The organism is Streptomyces sp. NPDC102278 (assembly GCF_044766345.1).
GTDB lineage: Bacteria > Actinomycetota > Actinomycetes > Streptomycetales > Streptomycetaceae > Streptomyces.
On sequence record NZ_JBIWLV010000013.1, the window covers coordinates 162346 to 179585 of the forward strand.

The following is a 17240-nucleotide window of genomic DNA, read 5'->3' on the forward strand; positions in this document are numbered from 1 at the left end:
ATGACGGTCCTGCCTGACGACGGGCTTTCCCTGGCCGCCGAGTTTCCTGACGCGACACATGAGCAGTGGCAGCGCCTGGTTGAAGGCGTACTGCGCAAGTCGGGCAAGGAAGCCTCCGGCGAGGCAGCTGAAGACGCGTTGTCCACCACGCTTGAGGACGGGCTCCGCACCCGCCCCCTGTACACCGCACGCCCCGACGCGGAGGACACCGGCTTCCCCGGCTTCGCTCCCTTCGTCCGCGGCGGCACGCCCGAGGGCACCAGCGCGTCGGGCTGGGACGTACGCCAGCGATTCGCCGGCAGCGACCCCGTTCGGGTGAACGAGGCGGCCCTGGCGGACCTGGAGAACGGCACCACCTCCCTCTGGCTCACCCTGGGCCCCACCGCCCTCCCGGTGGACGGGCTCGCCCGCGCCCTGGACGGTGTCTACCTCGACCTCGCCCCGGTCACGCTCGACGCGGGCGCCGGGTACGCCGAGGCCGCCCGCGCCCTGCTGGGCCTGTACGCCGACCGGGGGGTGTCCCCCGAGGCCGCCCGCGCCTCGCTCGGCGCCGACCCGCTGGGGCACGAGGCCCGCACGGGTGAACCGCTCGACCTCGCCGAGGCCGCCGCGCTCGCCCGCGAGACGGCGGCCGGCTGGCCCCACGTACGCACCCTGACCGCGGACGCCCTGCCGTACCACGAGGCGGGCGGCAGCGCCGCCGAGGAGCTGGGGCTGTCCCTGGCCACCGGCGTCGCCTACCTCCGCGCCCTCACGGATGCCGGCCTCGGTACCGAACTCGCCTTCGATCAGCTGGAGTTCCGCTACGCGGCCACCGCCGACCAGTTCCTCACCATCGCCAAGCTGCGCGCGGCCCGCCGGCTCTGGGCCCGGATCGGCGAGGCCTGCGGGGTCCCGGACGCCGCCGCCCAGCGTCAACACGCCGTCACCTCGCCGGTGATGATGACCCGGCGCGACCCGTGGGTGAACATGCTGCGCACCACCGTCGCCTGCATGGCGGCCGGCGTGGCCGGCGCGGACTCCGTCACCGTGCTCCCCTTCGACCACGACCTGGGCCTGCCCGACGCGTTCGCGCGCCGCATCGCCCGCAACACCTCCACGATCCTGCTGGAGGAGTCGCACCTGGCCCGGGTGATCGACCCGGCCGGCGGCTCCTACTACGTCGAGCAACTCACCACCGAACTGGCCGCGGCCGCCTGGGAGTTCTTCCAGACGGTGGAGAAGGCGGGCGGTCTTCCCGAGGCCCTGCGTTCCGGCCTGGTCGCCGAGCGCCTCGCGGCGACCTGGGCCGAGCGTTCCAAGAAGCTCGCCAAGCGCCGCGAACCGATCACCGGTGTCAGCGAGTTCCCGAACCTCTCGGAGAAGCCCGTCGTACGCGAGCCCGCGCCCGAGGGGCCCACCGGCGGGCTGCCCCGCGTCCGGCGTGACGAGGCGTACGAGGCCCTGCGCGCCCGCGGGGACGCGCACCTCGCGGCGACCGGGGCCCGGCCGCGGATCTTCCTGGCTGCCCTGGGGCCGGCGGCCGCGCACACCGGCCGCGCCACCTTCGCCTCGAACCTCTTCCAGGCGGGCGGCGTCGAGCCGGTGCACGATCCGGTGTCGGTGACCCCGGAGACGGCCGCCGCCGCCTACGCCGCGAGCGGCGCGGACGGCATGGCGGTGCTGTGTTCCAGCGACGCGCTGTACGAGGAGCAGGCCGAGGCGGTGGCCGCGGCCCTGCGCTCGGCGGGCGCCACGACCGTGTTCCTCGCAGGCCGGCCCGGTACCGCCGGGCAGGCCGTGGACGAGTACGTCTTCGCCGGCTGCGACGCGGTCGCCGTACTGTCCTCCGTACTCGACCGGATGGGAGTGGCCCCGTGAGCGGCATCCCCGACTTCTCCGAACTCGCGCTGAACGGCGACGCGACGGCCGGTGTCTCCGAGGAGCAGTGGCGCGCCGCCGTCAAGGAGTCCACCGGCAGCGGTGCCTCCGACCTGCTGTGGGAGACCCCCGAGGGCATCGGTGTCAAGCCGCTGTACACCGGGCGGGACCTGGAGGGCCTGGACTTCCTGCGGACATACCCGGGCGTGGCCCCGTACCTGCGCGGCCCGTACCCGACGATGTACGTCAACCAGCCCTGGACGATCCGGCAGTACGCCGGTTTCTCCACGGCCGAGGAGTCCAACGCCTTTTACCGGCGCAACCTCGCGTCCGGCCAGAAGGGCCTGTCGATCGCCTTCGACCTGCCCACGCACCGCGGCTACGACAGCGATCACCCGCGCGTGACGGGCGACGTCGGCATGGCGGGCGTGGCCATCGACTCGATCTACGACATGAGGCAGTTGTTCGACGGGATCCCGTTGGACAAGATGACGGTGTCGATGACGATGAACGGCGCGGTGTTGCCGGTCCTCGCGCTGTACATCGTGGCGGCGGAGGAGCAGGGCGTCTCCCCCGACAAGCTCGCCGGGACCATCCAGAACGACATCCTCAAAGAGTTCATGGTCCGCAACACCTACATCTATCCGCCGAAGCCCTCGATGCGGATCATCTCCGACATCTTCGCCTTCACCTCGCAGAAGATGCCCCGCTACAACTCCATCTCCATCTCCGGCTACCACATCCAGGAGGCGGGGGCCACGGCCGACCTGGAGCTGGCGTACACCCTCGCCGACGGCGTGGAGTACCTGCGGGCCGGGCAGGCCGTGGGGCTGGACGTGGACGCGTTCGCGCCGCGCCTGTCGTTCTTCTGGGCGATCGGCATGAACTTCTTCATGGAGGTCGCGAAGCTGCGCGCCGCCCGCCTGTTGTGGGCGCGCCTGGTCAAGCAGTTCGACCCGAAGAACGCCAAGTCGCTCTCGCTGCGCACCCATTCGCAGACCTCCGGTTGGTCGCTGACGGCGCAGGACGTCTTCAACAACGTGACGCGCACCTGCATCGAGGCGATGGCGGCGACCCAGGGGCACACCCAGTCGCTGCACACCAACGCCCTCGACGAGGCGCTCGCCCTGCCGACGGACTTCTCCGCGCGCATCGCCCGCAACACCCAGCTGCTGCTCCAGCAGGAGTCGGGCACCTGCCGGTCGATCGACCCGTGGGGCGGCAGCGCGTACGTCGAGCGGCTGACCTACGACCTCGCGCGGCGGGCCTGGCAGCACATCGAGGAGGTCGAGGCGGCCGGCGGCATGGCGCAGGCCATCGACGCGGGCATCCCGAAGCTGCGCGTGGAGGAGGCCGCGGCCCGTACGCAGGCGCGGATCGACTCCGGCCGGCAGCCGGTGATCGGCGTGAACAAGTACCGCGTGGAGACCGACGAGCAGATCGACGTCCTCAAGGTCGACAACTCCTCCGTGCGCTCGCAGCAGATCGCCAAGCTGCGGCGGCTGCGCGAGGAGCGCGACGAGGCGGTCACCCAGGACACCCTGCGGGCGCTGACGAACGCGGCCGGCAGCGGCGAGGGCAACCTGCTGGCGCTCGCGGTCGACGCGGCCCGCGCCAAGGCGACCGTGGGTGAGATCTCGGACGCGTTGGAGAAGGTCTACGGGCGGCACGCGAGCCAGATCCGTACGATCTCGGGTGTGTACCGCATGGAAGCAGGCGAGTCCCCGTCCGTGGAGCGCACCCGCGCCCTCGTCGACCGGTTCGAGGAGGCGGAGGGCCGTCGTCCGCGCATCCTGGTCGCCAAGATGGGCCAGGACGGGCACGACCGCGGCCAGAAGGTCATCGCGACCGCCTTCGCCGACCTGGGCTTCGACGTGGACGTCGGCCCGCTGTTCCAGACCCCGGCGGAGGTGGCCCGCCAGGCCGTCGAGGCGGACGTCCACGTGGTGGGCGTCTCCTCGCTGGCGGCCGGTCACCTGACCCTCGTGCCGGCGCTGCGCGAGCAGCTGGCGGAGGAAGGGCGCGAGGACATCATGATCGTGGTGGGCGGGGTCATCCCGCCCGCGGACGTGCCGACGCTGCTGGAGATGGGTGCCACGGCGGTCTTCCCGCCGGGGACCGTGATCCCGGACGCGGCGCACGACCTGGTGACGCGGCTGGCCGCGGATCTCGGGCACGAGCTGTAGGCGGCGTCGATGCCGAAGATCGACATCGAGGCGTACGCGAAGGGGGTCCTCGACGGGAAGCGCGCGTTCGTGGCGCGCGCCATCACGCTCGTCGAGTCCACCCTGCCCGCCCACCGGGCGTTGGCCCAGCAGCTCCTGACGGAGCTGCTGCCGCACTCGGGGCGGGCCCGCCGGATCGGCATCAGCGGCGTCCCGGGGGTGGGCAAGTCCACCTTCATCGACGCGTTCGGCACGATGCTCACGGCGCTGGGCCACCGGGTGGCGGTGCTGGCCGTGGACCCCTCCTCGACCCGCACGGGCGGTTCCATCCTCGGCGACAAGACCCGGATGGAACGCCTCGCGGTGGACCCGGCCGCCTTCGTCCGCCCCTCGCCTTCGGCGGGCACCCTGGGCGGGGTCGCCAAGGCCACCCGTGAGTCGATGATCGTGATGGAGGCGGCGGGCTACGACGTGGTCCTCGTCGAGACGGTCGGCGTCGGCCAGTCGGAGACGACCGTGGCCGGCATGGTCGACTCCTTCCTCCTGCTGTCCCTGGCCCGGACCGGCGACCAGCTCCAGGGCATCAAGAAGGGCGTCCTGGAACTGGCCGACGTGCTGGCCGTGAACAAGGCCGACGGCCCGCACGAACGCGACGCGAAGGCGGCGGCGCGCGAACTGGCGGGCGCGCTGCGGCTGATGCACCCGGCCGACGCGGCCTGGACCCCGCCGGTCCTGACGTGCAGCGCGCGGGAGTCGGCGGGTCTGGACGAGATCTGGAACCGCCTGGAACAGCATCGCCGGCTGCTGGAGGCGGGCGGCCGGCTGGCCGCGAAGCGGGCCGCGCAGCAGGTGGAGTGGACCTGGTCGATGGTCCGCGAGGAGCTGTTGGAGCGGCTGCGCGCCGATCCGGCCGTACGCGATCTCGCGCCCGCGCTGGAGGCCTCGGTGCGGGAGGGCACCCTGACGCCGACCCTGGCGGCGGACCGGATCCTGAAGGCCTTCCACGCCTCCTGACCGGCCTGGATCCGGCGGGGCGTGGACCGTACGACGAGGGGGCGGGTACGGGGATTCCCGTACCCGCCCCCTCGTCGCGCGAAGGTTCGCGGAGGTCAGGCCTCGACCAGCACCGGGCCGCCGGAGGCCAGGGCGTCCCGCAGGACCCGCATCCGTTCGCCCGGCTCGACGTCCGCGAGGAGCGCGGCCAGCACGGCGATGCGCACCTGCCCGGCGCGCAGCGTCCCGGAGGGGACGGCCCCGGCGGCGACCAGGTCCACCGCCCCGCCGTGCGTGTAGATCTCCGTCACGGGCCCGGCGGGAACGCGCGTGGTCAGGGCGACCAGTACGCCCCGCTCGACCGCGGCCCGAACCGCGTCCACGATCTCGGGCGTGGCGTTGCCCGCCCCGGTGCCGACGAGGACGATGCCGCGCGCGCCCGCCTCGACGGCGGCGTTCAGGAGCACGGGGTCGCCGTCGGCGTGGTGCATCACCATGTCCACGCGGGGCGGCAGTTCGGGCATCGAGGGCAGGGCGAGCGGCGTCGGGCGCTGCGGGGTGCGCAGCATGGTGACCTTGCCGAAGCCGATCTTCCCGAGCAGTTCCTTCGAGGGGTCGGCGAACGCGTCCAGGGCCACGGCCTGGGTCTTCACGGTGCCGCGCGCGGCGTGCACCCGTCCGGCGAAGGTGATCAGGACGCCGAGCCCGCGGGTTGCGGCGGCGGTGAGCAGTGCGTCGTACAGGTTGCCCGGTCCGTCGCCGTCCGCGGAGCCCATGGGCAATTGCGAGCCGGTGAACACGACGGTGCGCGGGTCGTGGTGGTGGAGGTCGACCAGGAAGGCCGACTCCTCCAGGGTGTCGGTGCCGTGGGTGACGACGATGCCGTCGACCTCGGGGTCGGCGAGGACCTCGTGGACGGTGCGCAGCAGGGTCAGCTGGTGGGCGGTGGTGAGCCGGGGGCTGTTCACGCTGAACAGGTCCACCACCTCGACGGTGATCCCCTCGGGCAGCGGGGCGGTGGCCATCACCTCGCTGCCGTCGGCATCGGCCGCGAAGCCGGATCCCTGCCAGCGGCTGGCTATCGTTCCGCCGGTGCTGATGACGACGATGCGTCCCATGCCCGCCCTTCCCTCACACCTGATCGCACACAATTCCGATAAAGGCAATGATAGTAAGATCTACGCGCAATGAGATTGCCACTTTCGGCCCCCGCGTTACATGGGGTGGTGGATGATTGCGTGATGGACGCCATCGATCGCGAAATCTTGCGCGAGCTTCAGCAGGACGGTCGCCTCAGCAACCAGGAGCTGGCCCAGCGCGTGGGCCTGACCCCCTCCCCCTGCATGCGGCGCGTGCGCCAGCTGGAACAGGACGGGGTCATCCAGGGCTACCGCGCGGTCATCGACCCCGAGGCGGTGGGCCGCGGCTTCGAGGTGCTGGTCTCGGTCGAGGTGCGGCGCGACCGCGAGGCGGTCGAGGCCTTCGAGGCGGCCCTCCAGGACATCCCCGACGTCATCGAGGCCCACCGCCTGTTCGGCAGCCCGGGCTGCCTGCTGCGCATCGCGGTCGCTGACCTGCGCGCCTACGAGCGCCTGTGGATCGAACAGCTCACCGCGCTGTCCGGGATCACCGAGGTCAACTCCCAGATCATCATGAAGCGCGTCAAGGAACCGACGGGCCTGCCGGTCTAGGTGTATTGATCACGAGCGTTGTTGACACTCGGTAGGTCTTGAACATGGCGAAGACCTCCGGTGTGGTGGGAGCTGTCTGGGAACCCATTGCGCAACGGAGGTCTTCGTGTCCCACCGTAACGCCCGCCTGACCGTCTTCACCGTCCGGGCGCCCGCGCGGTTCCGTCCACCCTTCCCCGTCTCGCCCTTCCGGGCTCTTCCCAGGGCAAGGAAGCTCAAACACCGCGGCTGCGTGATGTGAGTTCAGCTCGGAGCGATCGTCACGATGTCAGGCGCGATGTCCAGCACCAGGAGCGCCGCCGCCACATGGGTCGGGTTGTCCTCCACCTTGACGGCCGAGAGCTCGTTGGCGCGTGAGACCCGCCGTTCGACGGTGTTGCGGTGCGCGTAGAGGTTGGCGGCCGCCCGGGTCGCACTGAAACCGCACTGCACATAGGTGAGCAGTGCCTGCCGCAGCGCTGTGTCGGCTTCGGCCAACGGCCCGAGGGTGTTGATGACGAACCGGCGTGCGCCGGGCCGGTCCTTCGTGAGCGCGTCGATCAGCTCGACGTCGGCGTATGCGGTGAATCGCCGGTCGGACCCCAGCCGGATCACCAGCGCCTGCGCCGCGAGGGCGTCCTGGTGGCTGGAGCGGAATCCATCGAGACCGCGTCCCGGCCTTCCCACTGCCGCGCGGACCTCGTCGACCGCCGCGAGGTCCTTCTCCACGTGGTGAGGGTCCGGGACGGCTTCCCCCGAGAGCCAGATCCACCGCGACGTGGCGCTGGCGCGCGCCACCAGCGTGCTCCGGCCGCCGGCGGAGGAGCGCACGGCGGCGATCGCCTCGTCCAGGGCGTCGGCCTCCTGGGGATCGTCGACCCAGAGGACGAGACCCACGTGCCACCGCGCCATCCGATAGCGCAGGCGCCCTTCGGCGAGGTCCTCCGCCATCGGTGCCCCACTGGCGATCAGCTGGATCAGTGCGATCCCCTCGGCATCCGTGTTCCCCATCGCCGCGGCGAGGCCGGCTTGCCGCAGGGCCGCGACGGAGTCGAGGGCGTACTGCACCAGCGACTGCGCCGTCACGTCCAGGATCCCCACGAGAAGATCGGGGTCCGCGCAGTCCGCCACGCATTCCTCCAGCCATCGCCGCCAGCCGATCCCCAGGGCCACACGCCAGGCAACGGCGAAGTCGGGCGCGATGCCCCGAGAGACGAGATCATTGATGTACGCAGTGGTCCTCGGACTGACGTAGGGCTCTACCCTTCGCCCCGGTTGCTGAACGTTTGCGGTCAACCATTGGACCAGCTCAGAGCGGTTGAGCGCGCGATCCTCCTCGACCAGCGATGCGTCCGCGAGGAGAGCGGGATCGTTCTGGGCGACGAGAGAGGGTCTCGCGAAGGCGTCGACCAGCGCGTCCGTTTCCGTCAGCAGGCGCTGGCACAGTGACCTGATCGCGTCAGCGACCTCACGCGAGGGCGGGGGCCACAGCTCTTCCATGTTCTCAGTGTCCCTCTGCTCTCGGGGAGCCGAGGCTCCCGACATGCCGTGTCACAGACAGATGAAGGGCTACCATGCCCGACCGCGGGTGTCGTTGACGGAGGTCGCGCACCGGACAGAGGTCACCAAGGGCTTTCTGAGCCAGTCGGAGCGTGGGCTCACCAGCGTGTCCGTCCCGACGTTGCCGCGCGTCTGCGAGGTGCTGCGCCCCTATCGACTCGACACCGCCACGATCTTCGCGATGGGGCTGAGCAGCTCGACCCCGTCTGATCGTCGGGGGGCGAGATCCGGATGCAGCCGGCAGGGGCGTCCACCTCGTTCTCCGGACAGACGCTTCACCAGTTCGACAATCCGGGTGCGACGGTGAGCGAGGCCCTCGGGGTCCTGTCGCCTCCCCTGCTGCGCGCCGTGCGAGGACCCGCCCAGGTGCTGTCGTCACATGTCGGGCCCACATCAGGAGGGGTGCGAGGGCGACGGACGGCTGCTTCGTGAGACCGGCGCGGTCTTGTCGTAGCGAGTGGCGATCTCACATCACGTCGTCACAGAGCAGACGCCACCCGAACCTTCAGAAGTCCCCGCGCCTGGCACGACGGAGCGCCCGCCGGGCCAGCGTCCTGCTGCCGTTGAAGAAGTCGTTGAACCGGTCCAGTCCCCAGATGGCTCGGAGGACGAACGGCTGCATCAGCAACGACATCGACGGCGAGTACTTCGAGGCGTCCGACCAGATGCCGGCGAGGTCCTCCGGCATCTCACCGTCGACGATGTAGTCGGCGAGCTGATGGGTCACGTACGGCACCTGACAGAGGCCGTGGCCGTTGCAGGCCATCGCGTAGAAGACGTTGTCACCCACCTGCCCGGCGACCGACAGCCAGTCCGGGCTGATGCCGATCCACCCGCCCCAGGCCCGCTCGATGGCCACGTCGGACAGCGACGGGAACCGGTTGGCCAGATCCTTCCCCATGTCCCGCACGACACCGGGGTCCGGAACCCGGTCCGGGAGCGGGTAGGTCTGGCCTCGCTGCGCTTTGCGGACCCCGCAGACGATGGTGTTGCGCTCGGTGAGCCGGTAGTGGGTCATCAACTGGTGCTGGGTGATGATGCCGGACCGACTGGTCCAGTCCAGCGCGGCGAGCCGCTCCGGCGCGATGGGTTCCGACTCGATCTCGATGACGTACAGCGGCGTCGCGAGGTTCTTGGGCGTGATGTCCCACTCGCCGCCGTAGACGCTGGTTGCGAGCAGCACCTTGTTGGCCCGCACGGTGCCGTGCGGTGTCGTGATCTCGACGGTGCTGCCGGTCCGCCGGACATCGCTCACCCGCGACTGCTCGAAGACCTTGGCCGAGGACGCGAGCAGTGCGCGACGCACACCACGAGCGAGCTTGCCCGGGTTCAGCATCCCGCCGATGGATTCCCGCATTCCGCCCACGAAGCCTGCGGGGAGGCCGAGTTCCTCTCTGCTGCCGACGGTCCCCTCCCCACCGAAGGCGCGCAGGATCGCCGCCTGGGTACGCACCCTGAGCATCATGAGGGGTGAGACCGCGCCCCACACCAGGCCGTTCGCCACGTAGTCGCAGTCGATGTCGTGCGTCTTGATGAGGTTTTCCACATAATGGCCCGCGTGCTCCGCCAGTTTGGCCATGACCGGCATCTTCTTCGGGGACTGGAGGCTGAGCATCCGCAGGTCGCCACCCGGCGCCCCGGCGATCTGACCGCCGTTGCGCGAGGCCGAGCCGTAGCCGCAGAACTCGGCCTCCAGCAGGACCACGTCCTGGTCGCGCTCCGCGAGGCGCAGGGCAGCCGCCATGCCACCCATGCCGCCGCCGATGACGGCGATGTCACAGGTGAGGTCGCCGTCCAGCGCGGGTTGCACGTCGTCCGGCGGGTCGATCCAGCCGGTGAAGTTGCTGTATTTCGTGCTGTCGGTCCTCATGCTGCGCTGGTCTCCTTTTGGCTGGGGTCTGTCCTGCTTCATGCTCCGCGTCAAGGCATGCTTGGCAGCACGCCCCAAGCCCGTATCTCACTGTCGTCAGCCACGACCTCGGTGAGAACGACACCGGGCACCTAGTTCCCCTGGGGATGGTGCATGGCGCACAGGCCGATCGCGCCCCTGCGCTCGTACGCCGACCGAGCCAACGCCATGCCGACTGCGGTGTTGGACGCCGTGGAGGAGTGCGACGTGGTGACCATCGGAGCGGGAATCGCCGGGACCGGCGCGGCCACCCATCTCAGCCGAGAGCTCCCCGACAGGTCACCACGCCCTGTCGCTGAATGTCAGGCCCACATCAGCAGGTCGTCCAGCCGCTTCCGCCCCCGCACCGGCTCGGGCAGCAACGGCCGGACGAACTCCCGCTCGACATCAGACAGTTCATGGCGACATATCACCCCGTTGTAATCCACTAAGCAAGATCATTTGAAGGCATCGCCTAGAGCCGCTCGTAGACGGCCGGGCGGCGCGCTCGCAGGGCGAGGGCCTGCACCACGCCGGCCACGGCCGAGAGGGCGACGAGACCGCCGATCACCCAGGCCCCCGTGACGGTACCGACGAGGAGCGGGAAGTTGACGACCATCAGGCAGACCACACAGGCCAGGCCGACGAAGGCGACGCCCGGGGCCACGACCGTACGCCACAACGACTGCCGCCCATCGGCGCGCCGGAAAAAGCCGATGACGGCGAGGCTGGTGGCCGCCATCAGCAGGACGACGCCGAGGGTGGCGGCGCCGGAGAACCAGGCGTAGAGGTCCCCGATCGGGTCGAGGCCGAGCGCGGCGACGACGAGCGTGGTGACGAACGCGACCACCGAGGCGACGGCCGAGGACGCCGACGGCGCGCGGTGCCGTGAGTGGACGACGCCCAGCGACGCCGGAAGCACCCCGGTCCGGGCCAGCGCGAACTGGTAGCGCGTCACGACGTTGTGGAAGGCCAGCACGCAGGCGAACTGGCTGCTGATCAGGAGGAGTTGCATGATGTTGGCCCAGACGGAGCCCACGTAGCTCCGCGTCAGCGTGAGGACCAGGCCCGCAGGGTCGGCCTGCGCGGCTCCGACCACCGCGTCGACGCCGACACCCACCACGATCGCCCACACGGTGAACGAGTAGAAGACCCCGATCACCAGGATCGCGACGTACGTCGCCCGCGGGACCGTGGCGTCGGGGTCCTTCGCCTCGTTGCGGAACACGGCCGTCGCCTCGAAGCCGATGAACCCGAAGATGGCGAACATGATGCCGAGGCCCAGGGAGCCGGTGCCCACGATCGAGGGCGTCACCGGCTCGGCCGTCAGGCCGTGGGCGCCGCCGTGGCCCACGATGCCGAGGTCCAGGACCAGGAGCAGCAAGGATTCCAGCACCAACACGGCACCGAGCACCTTGGCGCTCAGCTCGATGTCGCGGTATCCGAGGAAGGCGATGACGCCCAGCGAGACGAGTGCCCACGACCACCACGGGGAGCCGACGTCGGCGTACCGCTCGATGACGTTGCTCGTCGCGACGCCGACGTAGGCGTTCACCCCGACGAGAAGCAGCGTGTAGGAGAAGAGCGCGAGGGTCGCGGCCGAGAGACCGGGGATCCGGCCCAGCCCCGCCTGGACATAGGCGTAGAAGGCCCCCGCGTTGCGTACCTGTCCAGCCATCAGCGTGAAGCCGACCGCGAAAACCAGCAGCAGCACGGTGGACAGCGCGAAGTACAGCGGCATCCCCGGGCTGCCGCTCACGGCGAAGGCGAGCGGCACCCCGCCGGCCACCAGCCCGAGCGGTGCCGCCGCGGCCACGACCATGAACACGATCTGCGACACGCCGAGCCCACGGTTGAGCGGATTGCCCGATCCCGCTTCACTATCGGCTGCTTCGACGTGCCCTGTCTTGGAGAGGTCGGTCATCGCGACCACCTTTCGGCTCACGGGCCGGTACCGGCTCGTCATGGGTGGGTGAAGGGGTGCGTGAGGCGGTATGCCTGCGCAAACGAACGGGTGCGGCTCCCTCGCAGGTGGCTGAGCCGGAGCGGCAGGAGGCGGACCTTCCCGCCCGAGAAGACGTGGCCCCGCACAGGTTCCGGTTCGTCGGCCACTTCCGCTCGGCCGCGATCGCGAGAGCGACGGCGGCGATCCCCCCGCGGCTCCATACACCCGGGGGCGCGACACGCAGCGAGGTCGTGACGACAGCGGGTTCGGCGGCCTCTGCGCACGACCGCGACGAGGCGTTCAGCACCACCACACACCGGGGGCAAACCTCTATCACGCCCGGTCTTGCTGCCGCAACGGTTGCGGCACGACCGGCCGCAGGACGGCTGTCTCCGGCTGCCCTGCTCCCAGAAGGGCCGGGCTGCGGGCTCGGCCGGGGCCTCCGCCCGAACGTCGGACACCGCCTGGGCGCACTGGCCCGGCCCGCCTGTGCATCGTGCACCGAGCCCGGGCGAAGCAGGTGCCCGCTGTCGTTCTCGCAGGCGGTCGCGGCTCGCGACAGTGAGGTGACCGCCACAGGAACAGCGAGGAAACGCCATGACAGCTGAGATGTTGGACGCCGTCGAGGAATTCGACGTGGTGATCATCGGAGCCGGGATCTCCGGGATCGGCGCGGCCACCTATTTCAGCCGGGAGCTCCCCGAGAAGTCGCTCGCCGTGCTGGAAGCGCGCGACGACATCGGAGGCACTTGGGACCTGTTCCGCTATCCCGGCATCCGCTCGGACTCCGACCTCCACACGTTCGGATACGCGTTCAAGCCCTGGCGCCACGAAGCCGCGATCGCCGACGCTCCCCTGATCAAGGAGTACCTCCACGAGACCGTCGAGGAGAACGGCCTGGAGCGCGTCCTCAGGCTCGGCCACCGGGTCCTCCGCTCGGAATGGTCCACGGCGGACTCACGGTGGACTCTCACCGTCCAGACGTCGGTCCCCGGCGCGGGAGCGACCCGGATCAAGACGATCCACGCGGGATGGGTCTTCGCCGCCACCGGCTACTACCGGTACGACGAGGGGTTCTCCCCGGAATTCCCGGGGCGGGACGACTTCGAGGGCCGGATCGTCCATCCGCAGCACTGGCCCGAGGACCTCGACTACAGCGGCAAGAAGGTCGTCGTCATCGGCAGCGGCGCGACCGCCATCACGCTGGCGCCGGCCATGACCACCGGAGCGGGCGCCGCCCGGCACGTGACGATGCTGCAACGCACCCCCACCTACGTCATGGCGCTCCCCCGTGTCGACAGGGTCGCCCTGGCACTCACGAAACTGCTCGGAGAAGAGCGCGGGTACGCCGTGACGCGGTTCAAGAACATCTGGACCGAACACGCCGTCGTGAAGGGCCTGCGGACCTTCCCCAAGGCCGGACGGGCATTCATCCGGCGCGAGAACATCAAGCGCCTTCCCAAGGGATTCGACGTCGACAAGCACTTCAACCCGCCGTACGACCCGTGGGACCAGCGGCTGTGCGTGGCACCGGACGGCGACTTCTTCGACGCGATCAAGGACGGAAAGGCCTCCGTCGTCACCGACGCCGTGGCGCGGTTCAGCAAGCGCGGAATCGTCCTGGCGTCGGGCGAGGAACTGGAAGCCGACGTCATCGTCACCGCGACGGGGCTGAACCTGCGGCTCTTCGACGGCATGCCCCTCGTGGTCGACGGGCGCCAGATCGACATCGCGGACGCGCTCTGTTACCGCGGCATGCTGCTGAGCGGGATCCCGAACTGGGCGATGGCGATCGGCTACACCACCTCGTCCTGGACGCTCAAGGTGAGCCTGATGTGTCGCTACTTCATCGACCTGGTCAGGCACATGGACGCCCGCGGATACGACACGGTGGTTCCGGTCGCACCGGCGGGAACGAAGCGCAGGCCGGTCATGGACCTCAAGGCCGGGTACGCCAAGCGCGGCGAGAGGCTCCTGCCCAAGCAGGGCCCCGAGAAGCCCTGGCGGATGGCGATGTCCTACCCCGAGGACTCCAAGGCCCTGCGCGGCCCGGTGGCGGACGAGCACCTGAAGTTCGGCGCCGCCCGGGCGGCCGAGCGGCCCGACGGAAGGCGTGCGGCCCGTGCCTGAGACGAGCGCCGTCGAAAGCGTCGACCGGTACGCGACCCTGCCGTCCGGGATGACGATCTGCTTCCGGGACCACGGCGACAAGGACGACCCCGCGATACTGCTCATCGCGGGACTGGGCGAAGACCTCACCTTCTGGTCCGACTCGTTCGTCGGCTCCCTCGTCACCAGGGGCTTCCGGGTCGTCGCGATCGACAACCGCGACGCCGGCCAGTCGACGTTCGTCGCCGCGCCCCCTCCCGCGCTCTGGCGTCAGATCGCCGCGCGCCCGCGCGGCGACGCGTACGCGCTGGCCGACATGGCACAGGACGCCATCGGCGTACTCGACCATCTCGGGATCTCGCGGGTTCACCTGGTCGGGCGTTCGATGGGCGGGATGATCGCGCAGACGGTCGCGGCCTCGGCGCCCGAGCGGGTCCTGTCGCTGGCCTCCCTCTACTCCACCACCGGGGCGCGCAAGGTCGGGCAGCCGGCTCTGTCGACGATCCGGCTCCTCGCCGCCCCGCCCGCGAGGAACAGAACGGCGGCGGTCCGTGCCCACCTGCGGCTCACCCGGCACGTCGCGGGGACGGGGCATCCCATCGACGACGCGGCCGAGGCGGCCATCGCGGCTCGCGGCTGGGACCGCAGCGCCGGTGACCCGGCGGCCGGCACGGCGCGCCAGATCCAGGCGATCCAGCGTTCCGGAGACCGGACGGCCCAGCTGAGCAGGATCACCGCCCCGACGCTGGTCATCCACGGCGACCGGGACCCGCTGGTGCACCCGAGCGGTGGCGCCGCGACCGTCCGGGCGATCCGCTCGGCGCAGCACGTGGTCATCCCCGGCATGGGCCATCACCTCCCCGAGACCCTCGTCGACCCCGTCACGACCTACATCGCGCAGCACGCGAACCGCGTGGGCGAAGGAGGAAACCATGTCCGGATCTCGTAAGTCCGACTCCAGGGGCACCACGGTCGACGTCGTGGTCGTCGGTGCCGGCTTCGCCGGTCTGAGCGCCGCCGAGCGGCTGGTGAGCACCGGGCGGTCCGTCCTGGTCGTCGAAGGCCGCGACCGGGTCGGAGGCCGCTCGCTCTCCGGCGAGGTGGCAGGCGTGAAGGTCGACCTCGGAGCGACATGGGTGGCACGACGCCACACCGCCATCCGGGACCTCGCGAACCGGATGGGCTGTACCACGACCGGGCAGTTCGACCAGGGTCGCAACGTGCTGTGGCTGGCCGGCCGGCGCCGCACCTACAGCGGCACCATTCCCAAGGTCTCCCCCGCGACCCTGGTGGACATGGCCCGCATGCAGACGGCGGTGAACAAGCTGGTCGCGACGATCGACCTAAACGCCCCATGGGAGACGCCCGGGGCCGGCAGGCTCGACGCCATCTCGTTCGGCGAGTGGCTCGACCGGAAGAACGCGCTGCCCAGCACCCGGGCGCTGATGACCATCGTCAGCAAGGTGCAGTGGGGCTGCACCCCGGGGGACGTCTCCCTGCTGCACGTACTGCGCTACATCCGTGCGGCGGGCGGGCTCAACCACATGCTGGACGTGGAGGGCGGAGCGAACGAGGACCGGTTCGTCGAGACCACTCAGGAGATCGCCAAGCGGGTGGCGGAGCGGCTCGGCGACCGTGTGCGCCTGGGCACGCCGGTCCGCCGCGTCACGCAGGACGACGACGGCGTCACCGTTCACACGGGCTCCGGCGAGATCCACGCCGGGTACGCGATCGTCACGGCCGCGCCGGAGCACCGCGCCTCCATCGCCTTCGAGCCCGCTCTGCCCGAGCAGGCCGAAGGGCTCGCGCGCACCTGGCGCATGGGCGTGTTGAGCAAGGCGTTCGTGGCCTACGAGAAGCCGTTCTGGCGGACCGACGGCTGTTCCGGCGAGGCGGTGACCGACACCGGAACCGTCTTCATCACCTTCGACGTGTCCCCCGCCCCCGGCGGACCGGGCGTCCTGATGACCTTCTGCGACCCCCGCGTCTTCGACGGCTTCGACCCTGAGACCCGACGCGACCTGGTCGTTCGGCAGCTCGTCGACCTCTACGGTCCGCAGGCCCGCACCCCGATCGACTACCTGGACCACTGCTGGGGAGCGGAACCCTTCGCCCCTGGCGGCCCCCACCCTGCCGCCGGCCCCCTCGCGACTTTGAGCTACGGCAAGGCGCTGACCGAGCCCCACGGGCGCGTCCACTGGGCCGGCACCGAAACCGCCGGCGAATGGGCCGGAACCATGAACGGCGCGGTCCTGACCGGCCAGCGCACCGCCGAGAGCATCCTCACCCTCCTGTCCCGCGACGTCCGAGAGGGGGCGTCTCGATGAGGGAGGCGCTGTTCCTGCCGGCCGACCTGTGGATGATCTTCGCCGGCTACTTCTACGGATGGAAGTTCATCCGCCGGTACGGCAACTACCTCCTCGGTCTCGAATGGATGGTCGTCGCCACGTCGGGCAGCAACTTCCTGCTCTGGTCACTGCTCGGTGGCGACAGCGGCAGCGTCCTGTACGACGTGGCGTACTTCTTCGACGCGTTCTCCAGGTCGGTCGGCATCACGTTCATCCTGATCATGGGCCTGATGAAGGTCACCCATCGCTACAAGCCGAGCCGGCGCGTCGACGTCGCCGTGTTCGGATGCGCCATCGTGGCCGGCCTGTTCCTCCGGCAGTTCCACGGCGCGGATCTCCACACCGGCGGCATCGCGTTCTGGGTCGCCGTCTTCTACGTCGTCGCCAATCTCCTCACGGCGGTCTTCCTCGGGTACTTCGCCAAGCGGCTGTGGAAGGCGGGCGCGAAGTGGTCGGCGGTCTGGACGGGACTGGTCACGGCCGCCGGGACCACCATCGCGATCACGTACGACTTCTTCCCGCTGCCGTTCGACGACGCGAACCGCACGATCTTCTACACCGCCGCGCTGGCGACCTGGGGCACCCAGGGATTCGTCTACTTCCGCGCCTACCGCGCGCTGCACGACCGCAACGCGGCCTCGGACGCAAACCCTGCCCGCGCCACCAGCGCCCTCGCATGAACCCGGAACACCAACAAGGAGT

The 17240-nt window shown here is 70.4% G+C and carries 12 protein-coding genes; 8 read left to right on the top strand and 4 right to left on the bottom strand.

From position 1 onward, the window contains the following. The 3 genes from ACIRO3_RS27790 to meaB are packed head-to-tail and all read left to right on the top strand — an operon-like array spanning position 1 to position 5039. Positions 1–1860, top strand: a complete 1860-nt coding sequence (locus ACIRO3_RS27790) for a methylmalonyl-CoA mutase family protein (protein ID WP_404141377.1) — start codon at positions 1–3, stop codon at positions 1858–1860. Next, positions 1857–4046 (top strand): methylmalonyl-CoA mutase, encoded by a 2190-nt coding sequence (gene scpA, locus ACIRO3_RS27795; protein ID WP_361782608.1) that lies wholly within the window; start codon positions 1857–1859, stop codon positions 4044–4046. Before ACIRO3_RS27790 ends, scpA begins: the two co-directional genes overlap by 4 nt. Positions 4047–4055: 9 nt before the next feature. After that, a complete protein-coding gene (meaB, locus tag ACIRO3_RS27800; protein ID WP_361782611.1) occupies positions 4056–5039 on the top strand; it encodes a methylmalonyl Co-A mutase-associated GTPase MeaB in 984 nt (327 codons plus the stop codon). Between the two features lie 95 nt (positions 5040–5134). On the opposite strand, the gene ACIRO3_RS27805 is transcribed toward meaB, so the two are convergent. Next, entirely contained in the window at positions 5135–6136 is a 1002-nt protein-coding gene (locus tag ACIRO3_RS27805; RefSeq protein ID WP_361782614.1) for an asparaginase, read from the bottom strand. 123 nt (positions 6137–6259) lie between these two features. Here ACIRO3_RS27805 and ACIRO3_RS27810 point away from each other — a divergent pair, with 123 nt between their 5' ends. Next, positions 6260–6709, top strand: a complete 450-nt coding sequence (locus tag ACIRO3_RS27810; RefSeq protein WP_404141380.1) for an Lrp/AsnC family transcriptional regulator — start codon at positions 6260–6262, stop codon at positions 6707–6709. Positions 6710–6952: 243 nt separating this feature from the next. On the opposite strand, the gene ACIRO3_RS27815 is transcribed toward ACIRO3_RS27810, so the two are convergent. The 3 genes from ACIRO3_RS27815 to ACIRO3_RS27825 all read right to left on the bottom strand — a co-directional run bounded on the left by ACIRO3_RS27815 (position 6953) and on the right by ACIRO3_RS27825 (position 12060). Further along, positions 6953–8188, bottom strand: coding sequence for a PucR family transcriptional regulator (locus ACIRO3_RS27815; RefSeq protein ID WP_404141381.1), 1236 nt, complete (start codon positions 8186–8188; stop codon positions 6953–6955). 565 nt (positions 8189–8753) lie between these two features. Then, on the bottom strand, positions 8754–10118 hold the full coding sequence (locus tag ACIRO3_RS27820; RefSeq protein ID WP_404141383.1) for an NAD(P)/FAD-dependent oxidoreductase: 1365 nt from the start codon (positions 10116–10118) through the stop codon (positions 8754–8756). Between the two features lie 493 nt (positions 10119–10611). After that, positions 10612–12060, bottom strand: coding sequence for an APC family permease (locus tag ACIRO3_RS27825; RefSeq protein ID WP_404141384.1), 1449 nt, complete (start codon positions 12058–12060; stop codon positions 10612–10614). Between the two features lie 618 nt (positions 12061–12678). On the opposite strand from ACIRO3_RS27825, the gene ACIRO3_RS27830 reads away from it, so the two are divergent. Genes ACIRO3_RS27830 through ACIRO3_RS27845 form a run of 4 tightly spaced genes read left to right on the top strand, consistent with a single transcriptional unit; the run spans position 12679 to position 17218 of the window. Next, entirely contained in the window at positions 12679–14211 is a 1533-nt protein-coding gene (locus ACIRO3_RS27830; protein ID WP_404141386.1) for a flavin-containing monooxygenase, read from the top strand. Further along, a complete protein-coding gene (locus ACIRO3_RS27835; protein ID WP_404141387.1) occupies positions 14204–15139 on the top strand; it encodes an alpha/beta fold hydrolase in 936 nt (311 codons plus the stop codon). The genes ACIRO3_RS27830 and ACIRO3_RS27835 overlap by 8 nt, the downstream gene beginning before the upstream one ends. Then, on the top strand, positions 15123–16517 hold the full coding sequence (locus ACIRO3_RS27840; RefSeq protein WP_404141389.1) for a flavin monoamine oxidase family protein: 1395 nt from the start codon (positions 15123–15125) through the stop codon (positions 16515–16517). The genes ACIRO3_RS27835 and ACIRO3_RS27840 overlap by 17 nt, the downstream gene beginning before the upstream one ends. After that, positions 16514–17218, top strand: a complete 705-nt coding sequence (locus ACIRO3_RS27845; protein ID WP_404141390.1) for a transporter — start codon at positions 16514–16516, stop codon at positions 17216–17218. Before ACIRO3_RS27840 ends, ACIRO3_RS27845 begins: the two co-directional genes overlap by 4 nt. The last annotated feature ends 22 nt before the right edge of the window (positions 17219–17240 follow it).

Coding starts and splice junctions, on each gene's coding strand:
- ACIRO3_RS27830 (WP_404141386.1), top strand. CDS start 12,679: ATGACAGCTGAGATGTTGGACGCCGTCGAGGAATTCGACGTGGTGATC.
- ACIRO3_RS27805 (WP_361782614.1), bottom strand. CDS start 6,136: ATGGGACGCATCGTCGTCATCAGCACCGGCGGAACGATAGCCAGCCGC.
- meaB (WP_361782611.1), top strand. CDS start 4,056: ATGCCGAAGATCGACATCGAGGCGTACGCGAAGGGGGTCCTCGACGGG.
- ACIRO3_RS27845 (WP_404141390.1), top strand. CDS start 16,514: ATGAGGGAGGCGCTGTTCCTGCCGGCCGACCTGTGGATGATCTTCGCC.
- ACIRO3_RS27810 (WP_404141380.1), top strand. CDS start 6,260: ATGGACGCCATCGATCGCGAAATCTTGCGCGAGCTTCAGCAGGACGGT.
- ACIRO3_RS27840 (WP_404141389.1), top strand. CDS start 15,123: ATGTCCGGATCTCGTAAGTCCGACTCCAGGGGCACCACGGTCGACGTC.
- ACIRO3_RS27790 (WP_404141377.1), top strand. CDS start 1: ATGACGGTCCTGCCTGACGACGGGCTTTCCCTGGCCGCCGAGTTTCCT.
- ACIRO3_RS27815 (WP_404141381.1), bottom strand. CDS start 8,188: ATGGAAGAGCTGTGGCCCCCGCCCTCGCGTGAGGTCGCTGACGCGATC.
- ACIRO3_RS27825 (WP_404141384.1), bottom strand. CDS start 12,060: ATGACCGACCTCTCCAAGACAGGGCACGTCGAAGCAGCCGATAGTGAA.
- ACIRO3_RS27820 (WP_404141383.1), bottom strand. CDS start 10,118: ATGAGGACCGACAGCACGAAATACAGCAACTTCACCGGCTGGATCGAC.